This is a genomic window from Kitasatospora xanthocidica, from assembly GCF_014656195.1.
Lineage (GTDB): Bacteria > Actinomycetota > Actinomycetes > Streptomycetales > Streptomycetaceae > Kitasatospora > Kitasatospora xanthocidica.
On sequence record NZ_BNBY01000001.1, the window covers coordinates 692,895 to 708,329 of the forward strand.

Sequence of the window (15,435 nt, forward strand, 5' to 3'; positions counted from 1 at the left end):
TGGCAGGTCCTATCCGGCGAGGTTGGCGACGTAGGAGCCGCCGACGGCCCAGGGGGTGAGTTCGATGCCGAAGCCGCTGTGGTCGCCGTCCTGGGTGTGGACGAGCTTGCCGGACAGGTGCACGGTGTCGCCGGATCGGAAGGCGCCGGTGTAGGCGCCGAGGTACGAGCGCATGTGGGTGATCCTGCGGGCGAAGGAGTCGGCCTCGTCGATGGTCGAGCTGAGGATGGTCTTGACCTTGATCCCGTAGACGGCCGGGGTGGTGAGGCCTTCGGCGTGGTCGGTGATCTCCGCGAGCAGGGAGATCTCGCCGATCTCCTTGGCGGAGATGCGGGCGAAGGTCTTGTCGCGGTCGGAGCGGATGGGTTCGCAGTTGATGTGTGCGCCGGCCCCCGCGGTGAGCCCCTGGAGCTTGCGACGTTCCTGCTTGATCAGGGTGTCGAAGGAGCTGCCCTCCATGTACTTGGCCCGGCGGATGTACAGCCGGGTGAGGGCGTCTCCTTCGTACGGCCGGATCAGGCCCGTCTGCTGGAAGAGCTCCTGGGCGGTCTTGTAGCCCTCGGGTCCGTAGCAGACGAGGTCGATGTCCGAGCGTTCGTTGAAGCAGCCGACGAGGAAGGAGCCGGTGACGCCGAGCAGGCCCTGGGTGCTGTTCGCGGTGATCCACTCGGTGATCGTCAGGAGGTCCTTGCCAGCCGGGTTGTCGGCCACCGCGCCGGGTTCCTCGTGGATGGCGGTGAGGGCGTGTCGGCAGGAGTAATGGACGGCGACATCCTCGCGCGGGATGCCGGTGATGACGCAGCCGAGGGTGTCGGAGTAGACGTAGCACTCCGGCCTGTCGGCCAGGATGCCGAAGGACTTCGACACGACGCTGTTCTGCCGGTAGGTCCGGCCGAACAGCCGCCGGTCGCCCTTCTCGTCGGGGTGGTACTTGACGTAGCCCAGGTAGTGGCTGCCGGGGTGGCTGTCTCCGATGACCTTGAAGACGACTCCGTGGTGGTCCATCAGGTAGTCGCGGTCGCGGATGGCGGGAACCGGCCTACCGGTGTTCAGCGGCGAACCGTTCCAGGGCGGGGAAGGTGCCGGTGTCGATCGAGCCGGTGGACTCATATTGATCAAGCCCCATCGTGAAGAGGGCGCGGCGGTACTGCCACTTGATGTGCTTGTCGTGGCGTGCGGGGCCGGTCGGCCGCATGAGGGCGAGGAAGAAGAAGCACTTGACGAGCAGGAAGTCGCCCAGGTGATCGCCGATCCGCTGCCCGATCAGGGATGCGGTGGTCTCGTCGAGTGCCGCGGTGTAGGCGGCGCGCTGTTCCGGGGCGATGGAGTAGCCCTTGCCGCCGCCTTTGAACGCCACGATGTCGAGCGCGGGGTAGACGTCGTAGCCGAGCGGGACCGGCCCGTGGTGCTGCCAGTCGATGACCCCTGCCTGGAGGACATTGGGCAGACCGTAGTCCAGGTGCCCGTGCACCATCGGAAGTCGAGCCAGACTGTCGAGCGCGTGCCTGACCGTCTTGTGGACCCGCGGAGTGTCGAAGTCCGGGTTCTCCTCGAAGACCTCGGCCGCGAACGCGGCCTTCTCGAACCAGGATGTCGAGGGCAGCGGGTGCCTCGCCTGCGCCTGAAGGAGCCTCGACGAGACGGCAGCCGCGATGCTGATCACGTGGTCGCCGACTCGCCCGGTTCGTCGAGCGTCGGCCAGCGCCTCCTCGTGCAACGATGCCGCGCCGATGGCCCGCTCGACAACGAAGTAGCTCCCGCCCTCGAGCCCGCTGTCGACGATCTCCGGGACGGGGTAGCCGAGGTCGGCGACCAGCTGCTGGAACTCGGTCTCCGCCCGCAGGTCCTCGCCACCGGTCCGCTTGTAGAGCAGGCCGTCGGCCGACCTCCACACCGCGCCCTGGGTGGCCGTTCTGTCCTTCACGAAGTTCCAGTCACTCATCCATCCATCCTCCGGTATCGCTGAGTTGGAAGCCGATGATGGCGTAGAGCGCGAGGACCGCGTCACCGCGTTGGCGGACGGCTCAGGGACGTCTTGGGACGCTCTCCAGCAGGGTGAGAAGACCGGCCGTGTCGGACAGGTCTGGCAGGACCGCCGGAGCGCCGGCGGCTTTCAGCTCCGCCTGGCTGTGGATGCCGGAAGCCACCGCGACGATTCCGGAGCCCGTGCTCAGGGCTGCCTCGACGTCCCGCAGCGTGTCGCCGATCAGCACGACCGGGGCACCACTCGGCAGCCGGCGGTACCGCTGGACACGCTGACGAGCGACCGCGACCAGATCGGGGTTCTGCTCCGCGTCAGCGTGAGCATCTTGTCGGTTCATCAGGTCCAGTAGGCGGCCCGGAACGTCCTTGCGCAGCGGACCCCGGACCGGCTTGTATGGCCTCCGTGAACGCGCGACTTCGCTCCGTACTCGCTCAGCGGAGCATTGAGCCCGAGGTGCTCGCCGAAGCCTGCGAAGTGGACCCGAAAACCGTCGGCCGCTGGCTCGGCGGGCGCGTACCCCACCAGAGGCACCGCGTCCGCGCCGCTCGGTTCCTGCGTGTCGAGGAGAGCTTCCTCTGGCCGGACCCTCAGCTGCGTACAGGCCGGCGGACCGGCGGGCCGGGCGCCGAGATCGTCGGCACCTATCAGAACAGAGCCAGCGTGCCCCGCGACACCTGGCTGGTCCTGCTCCGGGAGGCCCGGCAGCAGATCGACGTGCTCGTCTTCTCGGGGACGTTCTTCGCCCAGTCCAATCCGCACGTCGCCGAGATGCTCGCCGAGCGGGCAGACGGCGGCGTCCAGGTACGACTGTGCTTCGGCGACCCGAGCGGGCACGCGGCCGCAGTCAGGGGCCGCGAGGAAGGTATCGGCGACGCCCTCGCGGCCAAGATCCGGGCCTCCCTCACCTACTACCGCCCTCTGCTGCCGGAGGAGAACTGCGAGGTGAGGCTTCACGACACCACGCTGTACAACTCCCTCTTCCGCTACGACGACAACCTGCTGGTCAACCCGCACATCTTCGGCCGGCCGGCCAGTGCCAACCCCCTGTTCCACCTCAAGCGCGTGGACGCCACCGGTTGGTTCGACAACTACGCTCAAAGCTTCGAAGCAGTCTGGGCTCACGCGCGGCCCTGGACGCCCGACCGGGAGGGGACCGCCGCACATGGGCAGGACTGAGTACTACAACGATCCCAACGCCCCCAAGGCCAACACCCTCATCCCCGCCAGCAACCTGCTCGTCGTCGACGAGTTCGGCGCCATCCTTCTGCAGCGCCGCCGCGACACGGGCCAGTGGGCACTGCCTGGCGGAGCCCAGGACATCGGCGAGACCGCCGCCCAGTGCGCCGTACGCGAGTGCCTGGAGGAGACCGGCATCCGAGCCGAGATCACCGGCTTCCTCGGCATCTACACCAACCCGAACCACATCGTCGCCTACACCGACGGCGAGATCCGCCAGCAGTACGAGAACACCTACATCGGCCACCCCATCGGCGGCGAGCCCACGATCAACGACGAGGCCGACGGCGTCCGCTACGTTCAGCCCGCGGACCTCGACCTATACGACATCCACCCCAGCATGCGCCAACAGATCGGCGACTACCTCGCCGGCACCTACCCCCACCTCGGCTGACCGGCCAGCACCGCCTCCACCCGCGCCACGGCCGCGAATATCTCCGGCGACGCCCGACGGATGAACCGCCCCACCAGGCTTTCCACCCCGTAGCGGCCGAGAATCTCCGCCACACGCGCCTCGGTCGTGGTCGGGCTGCCGTCGGGTGTCGTCGTCATGTCGCACCACACCAGGGCGTCGACCAAGAACTGGTCTTCCAACAGGGGGAACTCGGCCTCCAGGACCTCCCGGAGACCGCGCTCATCGGCTTCGAGCAACGCGAACGAGTGGTTCGCCACCAACCTCGTGAGCTGGTCATCAGCCCCATGGACATCACGGAGGAACCGCGCGCCGTCAAGCGGATGGAACCCTGTCGCCGCCAGCGTCGGCGCGTAGCCGACATCGTGCAGCAGAGCGGCACAGGTGAGAAGCCCGGCTTGGCGGCCGAGAACGCCTTCGAGGCGGCTCGCTCGGTCTGCCACGCCTTGCGTGTGTGCCCAGCGGCGGGGCAGCGGCTCGGCCAGCTCGTTCCTGGCCACCGTCCTGGCCCAAGAGATCAGTTGTTCGCTCATGTGTCGATGGTTTCCGTGGGTGGCCAGACCTTTGTGGTGGCGGCGAAGTTCACGAATGCCTGCCGTGCGGCCGGGTTGACGGACAGTCGGGGGCCGTTCTTGTCCTTGGAGTCTGAAGCTGCTCTTGAACCATGCCAGCTCGGACATGCTCACCGCTCTCCCAGGATCTGCTCGATCAAGGCCAAGGACTCCCTCATGTTGAGTGCTTGCCCCTGGGGGTTCCTCCCTCACCACCAGTACGCGCCGGGGCACCACCCTTCGCATCGAGATCAGCGACCCCAGGGGCGACAGGCTCCCCGTCCTCCCCACCGTCCACCTGCCCAACGCGCAGTCCGGGCGGGGCCTCACCCTCATCGACGCCCTCTGCGACCGCTGGGGCACCATCCCCCGGCACCCCAACGCCAAGACCGTTTGGGCCGAGCTCGACCTCACCAGTGCGGCATAGCAGGAGGAGTGGGAAGTCGGCCGGGCCGACTCCCCACTCCTCCGTGGCCGACGTGCCGGCTCAGGTCGCCCGGACCGGGCGGACCTCGACGAGGTCGCCCGGGGCGGAGGGCAGGCGGCGGGCCCAGGTGACGGCCTCGGCCTCGTCGGCCACGTCGATGACCCAGATGCCGCCGAGGTGTTCGTGGCCGGAGCGGTACGGGCCGTCGGAGACCGGGGCTCCGGCGGCGCCGCCCGGCACCACCAGGCGGGCGGTGCAGCTGCGGTGCAGGCCGCCGCCGTAGCGGACGGTGACCCCGGCCTCGTACATCTCGCGGCCGAATCTCGCGTGCGCGGCGTCGAGGGCGGCCTCCTCCGCCTCGCTCAGCCCGTTCCAGACCCGCTCGTCGCCGTGAATGAGCAGGGTGTATTCCATCGCTATCGCTTCTCCGTTCCCACCGGCCGGTTGGTCCGCGGGGGCCCGTCGCAGCGACGGACCTCCACCCGGCCCGATTCGCTGAGCGGGAGTTTCGCCGCCCAGCCGAGCGCCTCCTGTTCGGAGGGCACGTCGATCACCCAGAGGCCGCCGACCTCCAGGACGCCGTCCGCGGCCCGGGCCTCGCCCTCGGCGGCGGCCGGCCGGGCCAGCCGCGCGCCGTAGGCGATGCGCACGCCGGCTTCGGCGAGTTCGCGGCCGAAGGCGCGGTTGGCGCTGAAGCGGGCCTCCCGCTCCTCGGACGTCATCCGGTCCCAGTCCGTCTCCTGGCCGTAGACCAGCAGGGCGTACTCCATGTCCCCTCCCCGGAGCCGAGAACTACATCTGGCGGCTGGCGAGGCGGGCGAACAGCCCGTCCCGGTCGGCCAGCAACTCTTCGTACCGGCCCTGTTGGACGACCCGGCCCTGGTCCATGACGATGATCCGGTCGGCCTCGGCGACGGTGGAGAGCCGGTGGGCGATGACGACCCGGGTGGCGTTGAGCCGGCGGGTGGATTCGGTGACCAGCCGCTGGGTCGGGTTGTCCAGGGCGCTCGTCGCCTCGTCGAAGAAGACGATGCGGGGCCGGGAGACGAGCGCGCGGGCGATCATCAGCCGTTGCCGCTGGCCGCCGCTGAGGGTGCTGGTGCCTTCGGAGAGCACGGTGTTCATGCCCATCGGCAGCGCGGCGATGTCCTTGTCGATGCCGGCCATCTCGGCGGCGGCCCAGGCGTCGTCGAGGGTGTGGTTGGTGGAGCCGACGATGTTGGCCTTGATGTCGCCGGCGAGCAGTGCGCCGTGCTGGAGGACCACCCCGCACTGGCGGCGGACGGCGGAGACCTCCAGCTCGCCGAGGTCCTGGCCGTCGTAGAGGACGGTGCCGGCCTCGGGCCGTTCGAAGCCGAGCAGCAGCCGCAGCACGGTGGACTTGCCGCTGCCGGAGGGGCCGACGACGGCGACGAACTCGCCGGGTTCGATGGTGAGGGTGACGTCCTGGAGGGCGGGCGGGCCGTCCTGGCCGTAGCGGAAGGTGACGTGGCTGAGGCCGAGGCGGCCGGAGAGGTCGCCGGGGTCGGCCTTGCTGTCGTCGACCTCGGGCTTCTCCTCCAGGATGGGCCGCAGCCGTTCCAGCATCGGGACGACGCCCATGGCGGTGACGGCGGCCGAGGTGAACTGGAGGCTGGAGGCGATCAGCAGGTTGAAGGCGGTGAAGAAGGAGAGGAAGACCGGGATCGGCACGCTGCCGTCGAGCGGGCCGGCGATCACGCCGAAGACGATCACCGAACAGACCAGCGGGAAGCCGGCGTTGAAGGTGGTGACGGCGTTCTGCACCCGGCGGGAGGAGGCGGCGAGGCCGCGGCCCTTGCCGAATTCGGCGGCCCAGACCCCGAACACCCGGTCCTCGGCCGCGGTCACCCGCAACTTGGGGATGGCGGTGAGCAGTTGGAAGACCCGGGCGGACATGGTCTGCTCGTGCGCGTACAGCCGGCGCTGCCAGCGGACCTCGAACCGGCCGGCGGCCAGCGCGAAGCCGCCGCCGATCAGGACGAGGGCGGTGGCGAGCGCGGCGAGCCGCAGGTCGTAGAAGAAGACCAGCACCAGGTTGGCCAGCCCGGTCAGCAGCCCGAGGGTCGCCGTGGTCATCATCCCGGAGAGGGTCTCCTGGGCGGCGCTGACGCCGAGCACGGTGGTGCCGAGTTCGCCGGTGGAGTAGTTGGCGAAGAACGGGGCGGGCAGGGAGAGCAGCCTGGTCCAGACGCCGACCTGCATGGCGGCGGTGGAGCGGCTCTCGATCCGCAGCACCGCGATGTTCTGGACGATGGAGAGCGCGGCGACCGCCATCGCGGAGCCGATCACCACCAGGGCGCCCTCGGTGATCAGGTTGCGCTGGGCGTGGGCGACGAAGGTGCCGAGGACCTCGCCGGTCATCACCGGGACGAGCAGGCCGATCAGGGCGACCAGCGCAGCCATGCCGGTGAACATCCACAGGTCGCGCCGGTTGTTGCGCAGGCCGAACCTCAGCAGCCCGGCGACGGACCGTACGGTCGCCGGGAGCGGCCGGTAGAGGACGGTGGCCTTGTTCTGGAGTTCGGCGGCGACCTTCGGGGTGAGCGGGGTGACCTTGCCGCCCTCGGCGAGGACGTAGCCGCCGCCGGAGCCGTCGCCGATGGGGAGCAGGGCGACCGGGGCGCCGGCCTTGCGGTAGCCGACCATGGCGCCGAGGTCGTGGTGCCACCACCGGCCGTCGAGGCGGACCGAGCGGGTGCGGACGCCGGAGGCCAGGGCGATGGCCTGGAGCCGGTCGAGCCGGCGGTCGTGCCCGTTGCCGGTGACCGGGGCGGTGACGGTGTAGCCCTCGTGGGCGGCGACCAGCCGGGCGGCGGCGAGGGTGGGTTCGTCGCCGGTGGCGTCGCTGATCCGCAGCCGGGAGGAGGTGTCGCGCAGGACGGTCTCGAAGCCGCGCGCGGAGTCGGCGAGGGTGCCGGCGTCGCGTTCCCGCCGGGTGGCGATCAGCTCGGTCTCGCCGTCGCGGCGGGTTTCGATCCGGCGGTCGACGGTGTCCAGCAGCCGCCCGCAGTGGGTGGCGAGGCGTTCCCAGAGGCCGCCCTCGTCGAGCAGTTCGCGCGGGGAGCGGGCCCGGACGGTGGCGGCGCCGGTGGCGACCAGCCAGTCCTTCTCGGTGAGGCAGATTTCGCTGCCTTCGGTGAGTTCGCCGGTGCCGCCGCCGGGCGTCTCGCCCTGTGCTCCGTCGGGCGCCTCGACGGTGCCTTCCTCGATCCGCACCCACTGGAGGCCGTCGACGGAGCGCAGGGCCTGGCCGCGTTTGAGGGCGGTCGGCCCGGCGGGGTCGAGCGGGGTGAACTCGCGCGGGGGCAGGGTGTCGCGCAGGGCGCCGGCCAGTGCGGTGAGGCCGCGGCCGAGGCCGGCCAGGAACTGGTCGGCGGCGAGCTGCTGTTCGCCTTCGGGCAGGGCCCGGACGGCGGCGCCGGCCGCGGTGCCGCAGTCCCGGCCGCGGGCGGAGAGGCCTTCGACCCAGGCGGTGGCGAGGAAGGAGAGTTCGGCGCCGAGCACCGGGCGGGCGACGATGCCGCGCCGTGGTCCGGCGGCCGCGCCGGGGACCAGGGTGCCCGCCTCGATGCGGCAGAGGAAGTGCCAACGGCCTTGCGGTGCACCGGAGTCGATGCTGACCGCGAACAGGTCGACGGCGCCCGAGCGGACCAGCAGCATCCGCCGGGGGTCGTCCAGGACGAGGTAGCGGTCGGCGAGCGGGTCGACCGGTTCGGCCGCGTCGGTGAAGAACGGTGAGAAGACTTCCATCGCGAGTGTCACAGTTCGTCCTCCTCCTCGCGGCGCGCGGACTCGATGAGCGCGGTGTAGTGCCCGCCCAGCGCCAACAGCTCGTCGTGGGTGCCCCGTTCGACGATCTCGCCCTGGCTCAGCACGATGATCTCGTCGGCGTCGCGGACGGTGGAGAGCCGGTGCGCGATGATCAGGCAGGCGCAGCCGCGGCGGCGCAGGTTGTCCATGATCACCCGCTCGGTCTCCGGGTCGAGCGCGCTGGTCGCCTCGTCCAGCACCAGCAGGGTCGGTTCGGTGGCCAACGCGCGGGCCAGCTCCAGGCGTTGGCGCTGTCCGCCGCTGAAGTTGCGCCCGCCCTCCAGGACGGCGCTGTGGATGCCGCCGGGCCTGGTCATCACGGTGTCGAAGACGGCGGCGTCGTGCAGGGCGGCGGTGACGGCCTCGTCGGGGACGTCGTCGTTCCACAGGGTGAGGTTGTCGCGGACGGTGCCCTCGAAGAGCGAGATGTCCTGGTCGACGTAGGCCAGTGAGGAGGCCAGGACGGTCCGGGAGAGCTCCTCGCGGGGCCGTCCGTCGAGCAGGATCCGGCCCGACCACGGGGTGTAGAGGCCGGTCAGCAGTCGGCCGAGGGTGGACTTGCCGCTGCCGGAGCCGCCGACCACGGCGATCCGGCGGCCGGGGACCACGGTCAGGCTGAGGTCCTTGATGATCGGCTCGGAGAGCGGGCTGTAGCCGAAGCGGACGTTCTCGAACTCCAGGTTGCCGTCCAGCTTGGGCCCGGCGGGCGGTTCGGGCTTGGCGAAGGCGGCGGCCACCGGGTAGCGCTCGACGTCGTACAGCCGCTTGATGTCGGCGGTGACGTCCTGGAGCCGGCCGCCCAGGTTGGTGAGCTGGGTGACGGGGCGGCTGAGCGCGGCGAGCAGGGTCTGGAAGGAGACCAGGATGCCGACGCTCATCGCGCCGTCGACCACCCGCTGTCCGCCGACCAGCAGGATCAGTCCGCTGTTGAGGGCGGCGAGCATCGGCGGCACCACGGTGAGCACGGCGCTGGGGATGCCCAGCTTCTGCTTGGCGGTGACGACCTTGGCGAGGAAGCCGGCCCAGCGGCTGAACGCGTCCGGCTCGGAGCCGGTGGCCTTGACCGTCTCGATCAGCGAGAGCGTGGTGAAGGTGGTGGCGGTCAGGTTGCCGCGGTCGGTGCGCAGCGCGGCGACGGCGTCGGTGCGGGAGCGGGCGACGGCCTGCAGCACCACGATGTTGAGCAGCGCCATGCCGAGGCCGACGACGCCGAGCAGGATGTCGTAGCGGATCAGTACGGCCGCGTAGAAGAGCACCAGGCCGAGGTTGATGACGGTGAGCGCGAGGTCGCGGGAGAGGATCTCGGCGACCACGTCGTTGCCGGACACCCGCTTGGCGACTTCGGCGGGGCGGCGTTGCAGGAAGAAGTCGACGGGCAGCCGCAGCAGGTGCCGGAAGAACCGGGCGGAGCTGACCAGCCCCATCCGGATCTCGATCCGCAGCAGGTAGTGCCGCTGGACGGAGGTCAGCACGAAGACGACCACGGCGGTGGCGGTCATGGCGGCCAGCAGCGGCAGCAGGTAGCCGCCGCCGCTGCCGGTGAGCACCCGGTCGATGAAGACCCGGGTGTACGCGGGGATCGCGATGCCGGGCAGCACCAGCAGCAGGCTGGCGAGCAGCACCAGCGGCATGGCCCGGCCGGTGGGCAGCCGGCGTTCGAGCAGGGCGCGGGTGACGCCGCCCTTGTCGCCGCCGGGTTCGAAGTCGGGGCCCTTCTCGAAGGAGAGCACGATCCCGGTGAAGCCGGAGTCGAACTCGTCCCACTCCATCAGGCGGGGGCCGCTGGCGGGGTCGTTGACCGCGACGACGGTGCGCCCGTACCGGGTGCGGATGCCCTCGACGACCATGAAGTGCTGGAAGGCCCAGAAGATGATCACCGGGCCGTCGAGGTCGCGGAGCTTCTCGGCCTCGGTCTGGTAGCCGCGGGCCTTGAGCCCGTACGTACGGGCGGCGTTGAGCAGGGTGGAGGCGCGGGCGCCGTCGCGGGAGACGCCGCAGACGCCGCGCAGGTCCTCCAGCGGCACCCAGCGCCCGTGGTAGGCGAGGATCATGGCGAGGCTGGCGGCGCCGCACTCGACCGATTCCATCTGCAGGACGGTCGGTACGGCGTGCCGCCAGCGCCGCGGCGCGGCCGCCCGGGTGGGGCGGCCGCGGCGGTTCTTCTTCTGTCCGGGTTCGGGCTCGGGCGCGGTGGCCCGGGTGGCCTCCGGGATCGTGGCTGTCATCGGAGCCCCCTCAGCGGCCGAGGATCAGGTTGAACGGGGTCTGCTTGCCCACGTTGATCGTCGCGGTGACGGCGACCTGGGTGCCGAGTGGGTTCGGCGGGCCGCTCTGCGAGGTCCAGGCGTAGCCGGTCGGGGTGTCCGGGTCGGGCGTCAGCTCGACCACGACCAGCCGCGGGGCGTCCTTGCCCAGGTAGCGCTGGGCGGCGAGGTCGCCGCCGACCAGGCCGGAGATCGCCTCCTTGGTGAGCGCGTACGGGCTGACCGAGCTGACCGTGCCGCGCAGCAGGCCGAAGGCGCCGGCCGGGCTGGTGGACACGTTGAGGTCGACCTGGTCGCCGGGCGTCAGTCCGACGGTGTGGGTCGCGGGTACGAAGACCATCGCGACCACGCCCTCCTGGGGGTCGTCGATCCGTTCGACCGAGACCACCGGGGAGCCGGGGGCGACGACCTGGCCGTCGGTGACCGACAGGCCGACCACCCGCCCGCCGAACGGGCTGGTGATCTCCCGGCTGTGGCCCTCGGAGTCCTCGACCCGGGCCACCGACTGGCCCTGCTTGACCTGGTCGGAGGGCTTGGCCAGGACGGTGCGGACCATCCCGCCGAACGGGCTCTGGATCATCGCGGTGCCGTGCGGGCGGGTCAGCAGGCCGGGGGCGTCCACGGTGATCGGGATGGTGCCGGCGAAGGTCCAGAGCAGCGCCGCCGCCATGGTGATCATGACGACGAACAGGGCGATCCAGCCCCGCGGCGCGGCGAGCAGCGTGGGCGAGTCCAGCTCGTCCGGCTCGCGCATCCGCTGCAGCGCCTTGAAACGGAACTTCATCTTCTGGCTTCTCTCCGTGGGACGCCGACGTCCTGGCGCAGCGTCGGGGGCCGGCTGCCGATCACGAGCTCACCGACGGTGCCCTCGGTGAAGTAGTCGATGCCGCTGGCCGCGGCGAAGTCGGCGGCGTCGCCGCCACCGAGGCCGCAGACCGCGAGGTCCATCGCGGTGCCGACCAGGTAGAGGGTCTGGTAGAGCGCGCCGACGTGCTTGAGGATCAGCGGGTAGGCGACCGTCTCGTACTTCCACATCACCCGGCCGAACCGCGCGGTGACCAGCAGCACCACCTGCGGGTCGGCCTTCATCAGGCTGGACTCGCGGGCACTGGCGACGAGTTGGGCGGTCGCCGGGGTGGGCTCGCTGACCAGCTCCAGCTCGTGCCGGTCGGTCGCGTAGTGCCACAGGCCGGGCTCGAGGCCGGCGCAGGAGGTGACCAGCGGGTACACCTCCAGCTCGTGCACCGCGCCGCCGCTCGGGTACGGCCGGTCGGCCAGCTCCTGGCCGTCGCCGCCGGTGAAGGTCTGCCGCCGGCGCACGGAGCGCCAGAGCAGTTCGCCGAGCCGCTCGACGGTGATCGGCGCCTGCTCGTCGTGGTCGCGCACCGAGCGGCGCTGTTCCAGCACCTCGGTGAACGGCCGGTCGGCGCGGACGAGTTCGTCCAGGTCCGGGACGGGCAGGGCGACCTTCTCGCCGGGGAACGGCGCCGGCGAGGCCGGCTCCGGGGCGAACCGGTCGCCGAACCGGTAGGTGCCGCCGTACCCGGCGACGGTGGTCGGCCGGCGGGTGCGGGAGTGGAACGCGAGGTCGGCCGCCTGCCACTGGGCGAAGCGCTGCTCCTCGGCCTCCGGCTCGGCGCCGGGGGAGCCGTACGCGAGCAGGCCGGCCGCGGCGAACAGCCGCAGGGTCTGCCGGACGGCGTCCAGCGGCAGGCCGCCGGGCAGCTGGGCGAGCGCGGCGGGGCTGGTCCAGCCCGCCAGCGCGGCGAGCAGTCCGGCCGCCCGGGCGGTCAGCCCGACGGCCAGCGGGCTGCCGGGGGCGCGGACCAGCAGGGCGCCGTCCTCGGCCGAGGCGGAGGCGAAGCGGGACAGCTTCACCCGCCCGGTCGGGTCCGGGGTGGGCCCCGGCTCGGCGGCGCCCCGGCCGACCGGCCGCAGCCGGGCCAGCGGCTCGTCCGCGGTGTCGGTCACCAGGTGGACGGAGTGTTCCAGCAGCCCGGCGGTGCCGAGCCGGCGGCGGGTGAGCTGCCAGCGCAGCAGTCCGGCGTCGCCGTCCCGGGCCGCGACCAGGGCGGCCAGCTCCTCCTCGGTGTGCTCGCCGGCGGCCAGCGCGGCCACGGCCTCCAGGGCGCCGGGGGCGAGGTCGTTCAGGTTCAGCGCGCCGACGGGCGCGGTCAGCCGGACGGCGCGCGGGCCGAGCGGCGCGAACGAGCCGTCGGGGCGCAGCCGCAGCCGGCGGACCGTACGGGCGGTCGCGGGCAGGTGGACGTCGTCCAGGGGGGTCGTCAGAGCGGTGGTCATGGTGTCAGCACCCGGCCGTTCCTAGAAGAAGACGTTCTTCGGGTTGAGCTGCTCCTCGGTGTGCGGAGCGGCGAGCCGGCCCTGGCGCACCGGGACGTCGTACAGCCGGCCGGGGGCGAGGCGGCGCCAGAAGTGGCGCATGCCGGGGGCGATCACCTTGACGACGCTGAGGTCGAGGTCGGGGCGGCTCTGGTCGAGCACGATCACCTCGACGCCGGCCTTGGCGGCGCGCTCGACGCAGTCCCGGACGTGGTCGGCCAGGTCGTCACCGACGAGCGGGGCGAAGTCGGCGAGGGTGCTGGCGGCGGTGTCGCGGTCGGGCAGCAGCCAGGGCTCGTTCGCGACGGTCGCGGTCCTGCACCACTCCAGGGTCTCCAGGTCGTCGGTGCGGTAGAGGGTGTTGCCCTCCTCGTCCCGGCGGTCGACGAACGGGAGGAACTGGTTGACCTCGGTGAGCGCGCGGATCGCGGCGATCCGCGGGTCCGGGTGGGCGCCGAAGCCGACCATGATGTCCTCGACCGCGTGCTTGCGCCGGGAGATCGCGGCGAACACCGGGACGCCGAGGTCGGAGGTGATGTCGAGGACCCACAGCTCGCGGTCGACCGAGGCGTAGAAGGCCCGCATGGTGTCGACGTACGGGTCGTTCAGCGAGTCGAGGTCGAACTCGGGCTGGGCGAGCCGGTTGTACCACCACAGGGCGACGGCGTCGCGCTCGACGACCTCGCAGAAGCCCTGCAGGATCGCCTCCTCCAGGGTGTTGCCGCTGGCGCAGCCGTTGGAGTCGCCGACGCAGTAGAAGTGCTGCTGCAGGTCGGGGTGGCCGTACCAGGCGTAGCCGGAGGGGACGAGGCGCTCGGCGTCGTGGGTGAGCGACCAGGCGCGGGTCCAGTCCAGTTCGACGTCGGTCGGGAACGGGTCGGGCACCAGGTGCAGCCGGTGGTTGGGGTCGGCGTTCCACGCGGCGCGGCCGGCGAACTGCTCGTCGGAGAACTGCAGCAGGGCGTCCATGTGGACGGCGGTGGCCGGGTCGAGGTCGCGGTAGGCGGCGCGCACCACCGGCTCCTCGCCGCGCCAGACCGCCGAGTAGCGCTCGATGGCCTCGCAGATCGCGCTGACCTTGGCCTGGATCTCGGAGCGGCCCTTGCCGCCGCTCTGGCCGCGCATGTTGCGGCGCAGCAGGTCCATGTTGTCGTTGACCATGGCGAAGTTGTGGCCGGCGGTGAAGCTGAAGGTGATGCCGTTGCCGGTGTCCTCGTGCGCGCCGAGGCGGGTGATCGCGCCCAGCTGCGGGCTGATGTGGTGCTTCAGCCGGTCGTAGGTGAACTGCGGGGCCTGTACCCGGTAGCCGCCGTCGGTGGTGTGCCGGGCGGGGCTGGGCCGCAGGACGACCTTGGGGCTGCGCTCGGTGAGCAGCGCCGGGTCGCCGCAGCTCGGGCACTGCGGCTGGCGGACCAGCGTGTGCTCGGTGGTCTGCAGGGTGTTGAGGTCGAGGCTGATCATCGTGCCGGCCAGCGCGGCGCAGCACTCGTCGGCGAGGGTGCGGGCGGTCTCGGCGGCCAGCAGCTGGGCGGCCATCGCCGGGCCGGCCGGGATCGCGGCGCGCAGCGGGTGCAGCGGCACGGTCTCGCCGCGCTTGCCGGCCAGGTAGCGCTCGACCTGGCGGTTGCCGCTGATCCGCTGCGCGAGGCAGGTCCAGCAGCCGGTGTCGCCGGGGCGCAGCAGCGGGCCGAGCCACGGGGCGGTGCCGGTGGGCTTGGCGAGCAGCCAGGGGCGGCCGTCGGCGAGGCGGGCGGTGTTGAGCCGCTCCAGCGCGCGGTCCAGGTAGTCGTCGGTCAGCGCGATCACCATGGCGGCGGGGCCGCCGGCGACGGCCTCGTCCTCGGTCACCGGGCGGGCCCGCAGGCCGGTCGCGGTCAGCGCGTCCACCAGGGGCGCGGCGTCGGCGGAGCCGAGGGCCAGCACCAGCAGCTCGGTGGCCTGCGCGGTCTCCAGCGCGACGGCCGGGTCGACGCCCTGGGCGTCCCAGTACGCGAGCACGTGGTCGGGCAGGTCGGGCCGGCCCTCGGCGAGGTGCCCGGCGGCCTCGTAGCGGCGCAGTGCGGTCAGCGCCTGGCCGAGGGGCACGGTGCCGCCCAGCTCCTGGAGGATCTCGGCGACGGTGCGCCGTCCGTCCAGGTAGGGCAGGAGGCGCACCGCGGCGGCCCCCGGGACGAGGTAGTCCTGCCCCTCTCCGAGCAGGAAGACCTTTTCGCCCACCGTCTCGGTGAGGAAATGGGCCTTGAGCCGCGGTCGCTCCATAATCATCCCCCTGTGTTCACAAGTTCGTCGTTGATATTGAACACTCCGTGAAAACCGCTGTACATACTGCATATTCGTCCGGGCGGCCGATATACGCATCGGCCGGAATTACGTATTCCGCCGGGCCGGTA

Annotated in this window: 14 protein-coding genes; 3 read left to right on the forward strand and 11 right to left on the reverse strand. The window is 71.6% G+C overall.

What is annotated here, in order from left to right:
- Positions 1–9: 9 nt before the first annotated feature.
- From IE332_RS03070 to IE332_RS03080, 3 genes are all read right to left on the reverse strand, one after another.
- Positions 10–1,005, reverse strand: coding sequence for a nucleotidyltransferase domain-containing protein (locus IE332_RS03070; RefSeq protein WP_189913450.1), 996 nt, complete (start codon positions 1,003–1,005; stop codon positions 10–12).
- Between the two features lie 34 nt (positions 1,006–1,039).
- Entirely contained in the window at positions 1,040–1,942 is a 903-nt protein-coding gene (locus tag IE332_RS03075; protein ID WP_189913451.1) for a phosphotransferase, read from the reverse strand.
- Between the two features lie 82 nt (positions 1,943–2,024).
- Positions 2,025–2,321 (reverse strand): HAD family hydrolase, encoded by a 297-nt coding sequence (locus IE332_RS03080; RefSeq protein WP_189913452.1) that lies wholly within the window; start codon positions 2,319–2,321, stop codon positions 2,025–2,027.
- A gap of 65 nt (positions 2,322–2,386) precedes the next feature.
- Between IE332_RS03080 and IE332_RS03085 the strand changes: the two genes are divergently transcribed.
- Complete coding sequence (locus tag IE332_RS03085; protein WP_189913453.1) at positions 2,387–3,160, forward strand: DUF5919 domain-containing protein; 774 nt, start codon at positions 2,387–2,389, stop codon at positions 3,158–3,160.
- Positions 3,147–3,614, forward strand: a complete 468-nt coding sequence (locus IE332_RS03090; RefSeq protein ID WP_189913454.1) for an NUDIX hydrolase — start codon at positions 3,147–3,149, stop codon at positions 3,612–3,614. The genes IE332_RS03085 and IE332_RS03090 overlap by 14 nt, the downstream gene beginning before the upstream one ends.
- Here the strand turns inward: IE332_RS03090 and IE332_RS03095 are convergent.
- A complete protein-coding gene (locus IE332_RS03095; protein WP_189913455.1) occupies positions 3,596–4,165 on the reverse strand; it encodes an HD domain-containing protein in 570 nt (189 codons plus the stop codon). The genes IE332_RS03090 and IE332_RS03095 overlap by 19 nt on opposite strands.
- Positions 4,166–4,367: 202 nt before the next feature.
- Between IE332_RS03095 and IE332_RS03100 the strand changes: the two genes are divergently transcribed.
- Complete coding sequence (locus tag IE332_RS03100) at positions 4,368–4,610, forward strand: ATP-binding protein (protein WP_189913456.1); 243 nt, start codon at positions 4,368–4,370, stop codon at positions 4,608–4,610.
- Positions 4,611–4,670: 60 nt separating this feature from the next.
- On the opposite strand, the gene IE332_RS03105 is transcribed toward IE332_RS03100, so the two are convergent.
- Genes IE332_RS03105 through IE332_RS03135 form a run of 7 tightly spaced genes read right to left on the reverse strand, consistent with a single transcriptional unit; the run spans position 4,671 to position 15,304 of the window.
- The gene (locus tag IE332_RS03105) at positions 4,671–5,024 is read right to left on the reverse strand and encodes a YciI family protein (RefSeq protein WP_189913457.1); all 354 of its coding nucleotides are present in this window, start codon (positions 5,022–5,024) and stop codon (positions 4,671–4,673) included.
- Positions 5,025–5,026: 2 nt separating this feature from the next.
- Positions 5,027–5,380: a YciI family protein gene (locus tag IE332_RS03110; RefSeq protein ID WP_189913458.1), complete on the reverse strand. Its 354-nt coding sequence runs from the start codon at positions 5,378–5,380 to the stop codon at positions 5,027–5,029.
- 22 nt (positions 5,381–5,402) lie between these two features.
- Entirely contained in the window at positions 5,403–8,393 is a 2,991-nt protein-coding gene (locus tag IE332_RS03115) for an NHLP bacteriocin export ABC transporter permease/ATPase subunit (RefSeq protein ID WP_189913459.1), read from the reverse strand.
- Positions 8,390–10,666: an NHLP family bacteriocin export ABC transporter peptidase/permease/ATPase subunit gene (locus IE332_RS03120; protein WP_189913460.1), complete on the reverse strand. Its 2,277-nt coding sequence runs from the start codon at positions 10,664–10,666 to the stop codon at positions 8,390–8,392. Before IE332_RS03120 ends, IE332_RS03115 begins: the two co-directional genes overlap by 4 nt.
- A 10-nt stretch (positions 10,667–10,676) precedes the next feature.
- The gene (locus IE332_RS03125; RefSeq protein ID WP_189913461.1) at positions 10,677–11,489 is read right to left on the reverse strand and encodes a biotin/lipoyl-containing protein; all 813 of its coding nucleotides are present in this window, start codon (positions 11,487–11,489) and stop codon (positions 10,677–10,679) included.
- Entirely contained in the window at positions 11,486–13,006 is a 1,521-nt protein-coding gene (locus IE332_RS03130) for a SagB family peptide dehydrogenase (protein WP_189913462.1), read from the reverse strand. The genes IE332_RS03125 and IE332_RS03130 overlap by 4 nt, the downstream gene beginning before the upstream one ends.
- A gap of 21 nt (positions 13,007–13,027) precedes the next feature.
- Positions 13,028–15,304, reverse strand: a complete 2,277-nt coding sequence (locus tag IE332_RS03135) for a TOMM precursor leader peptide-binding protein (RefSeq protein WP_189913463.1) — start codon at positions 15,302–15,304, stop codon at positions 13,028–13,030.
- Positions 15,305–15,435: the final 131 nt, after the last annotated feature.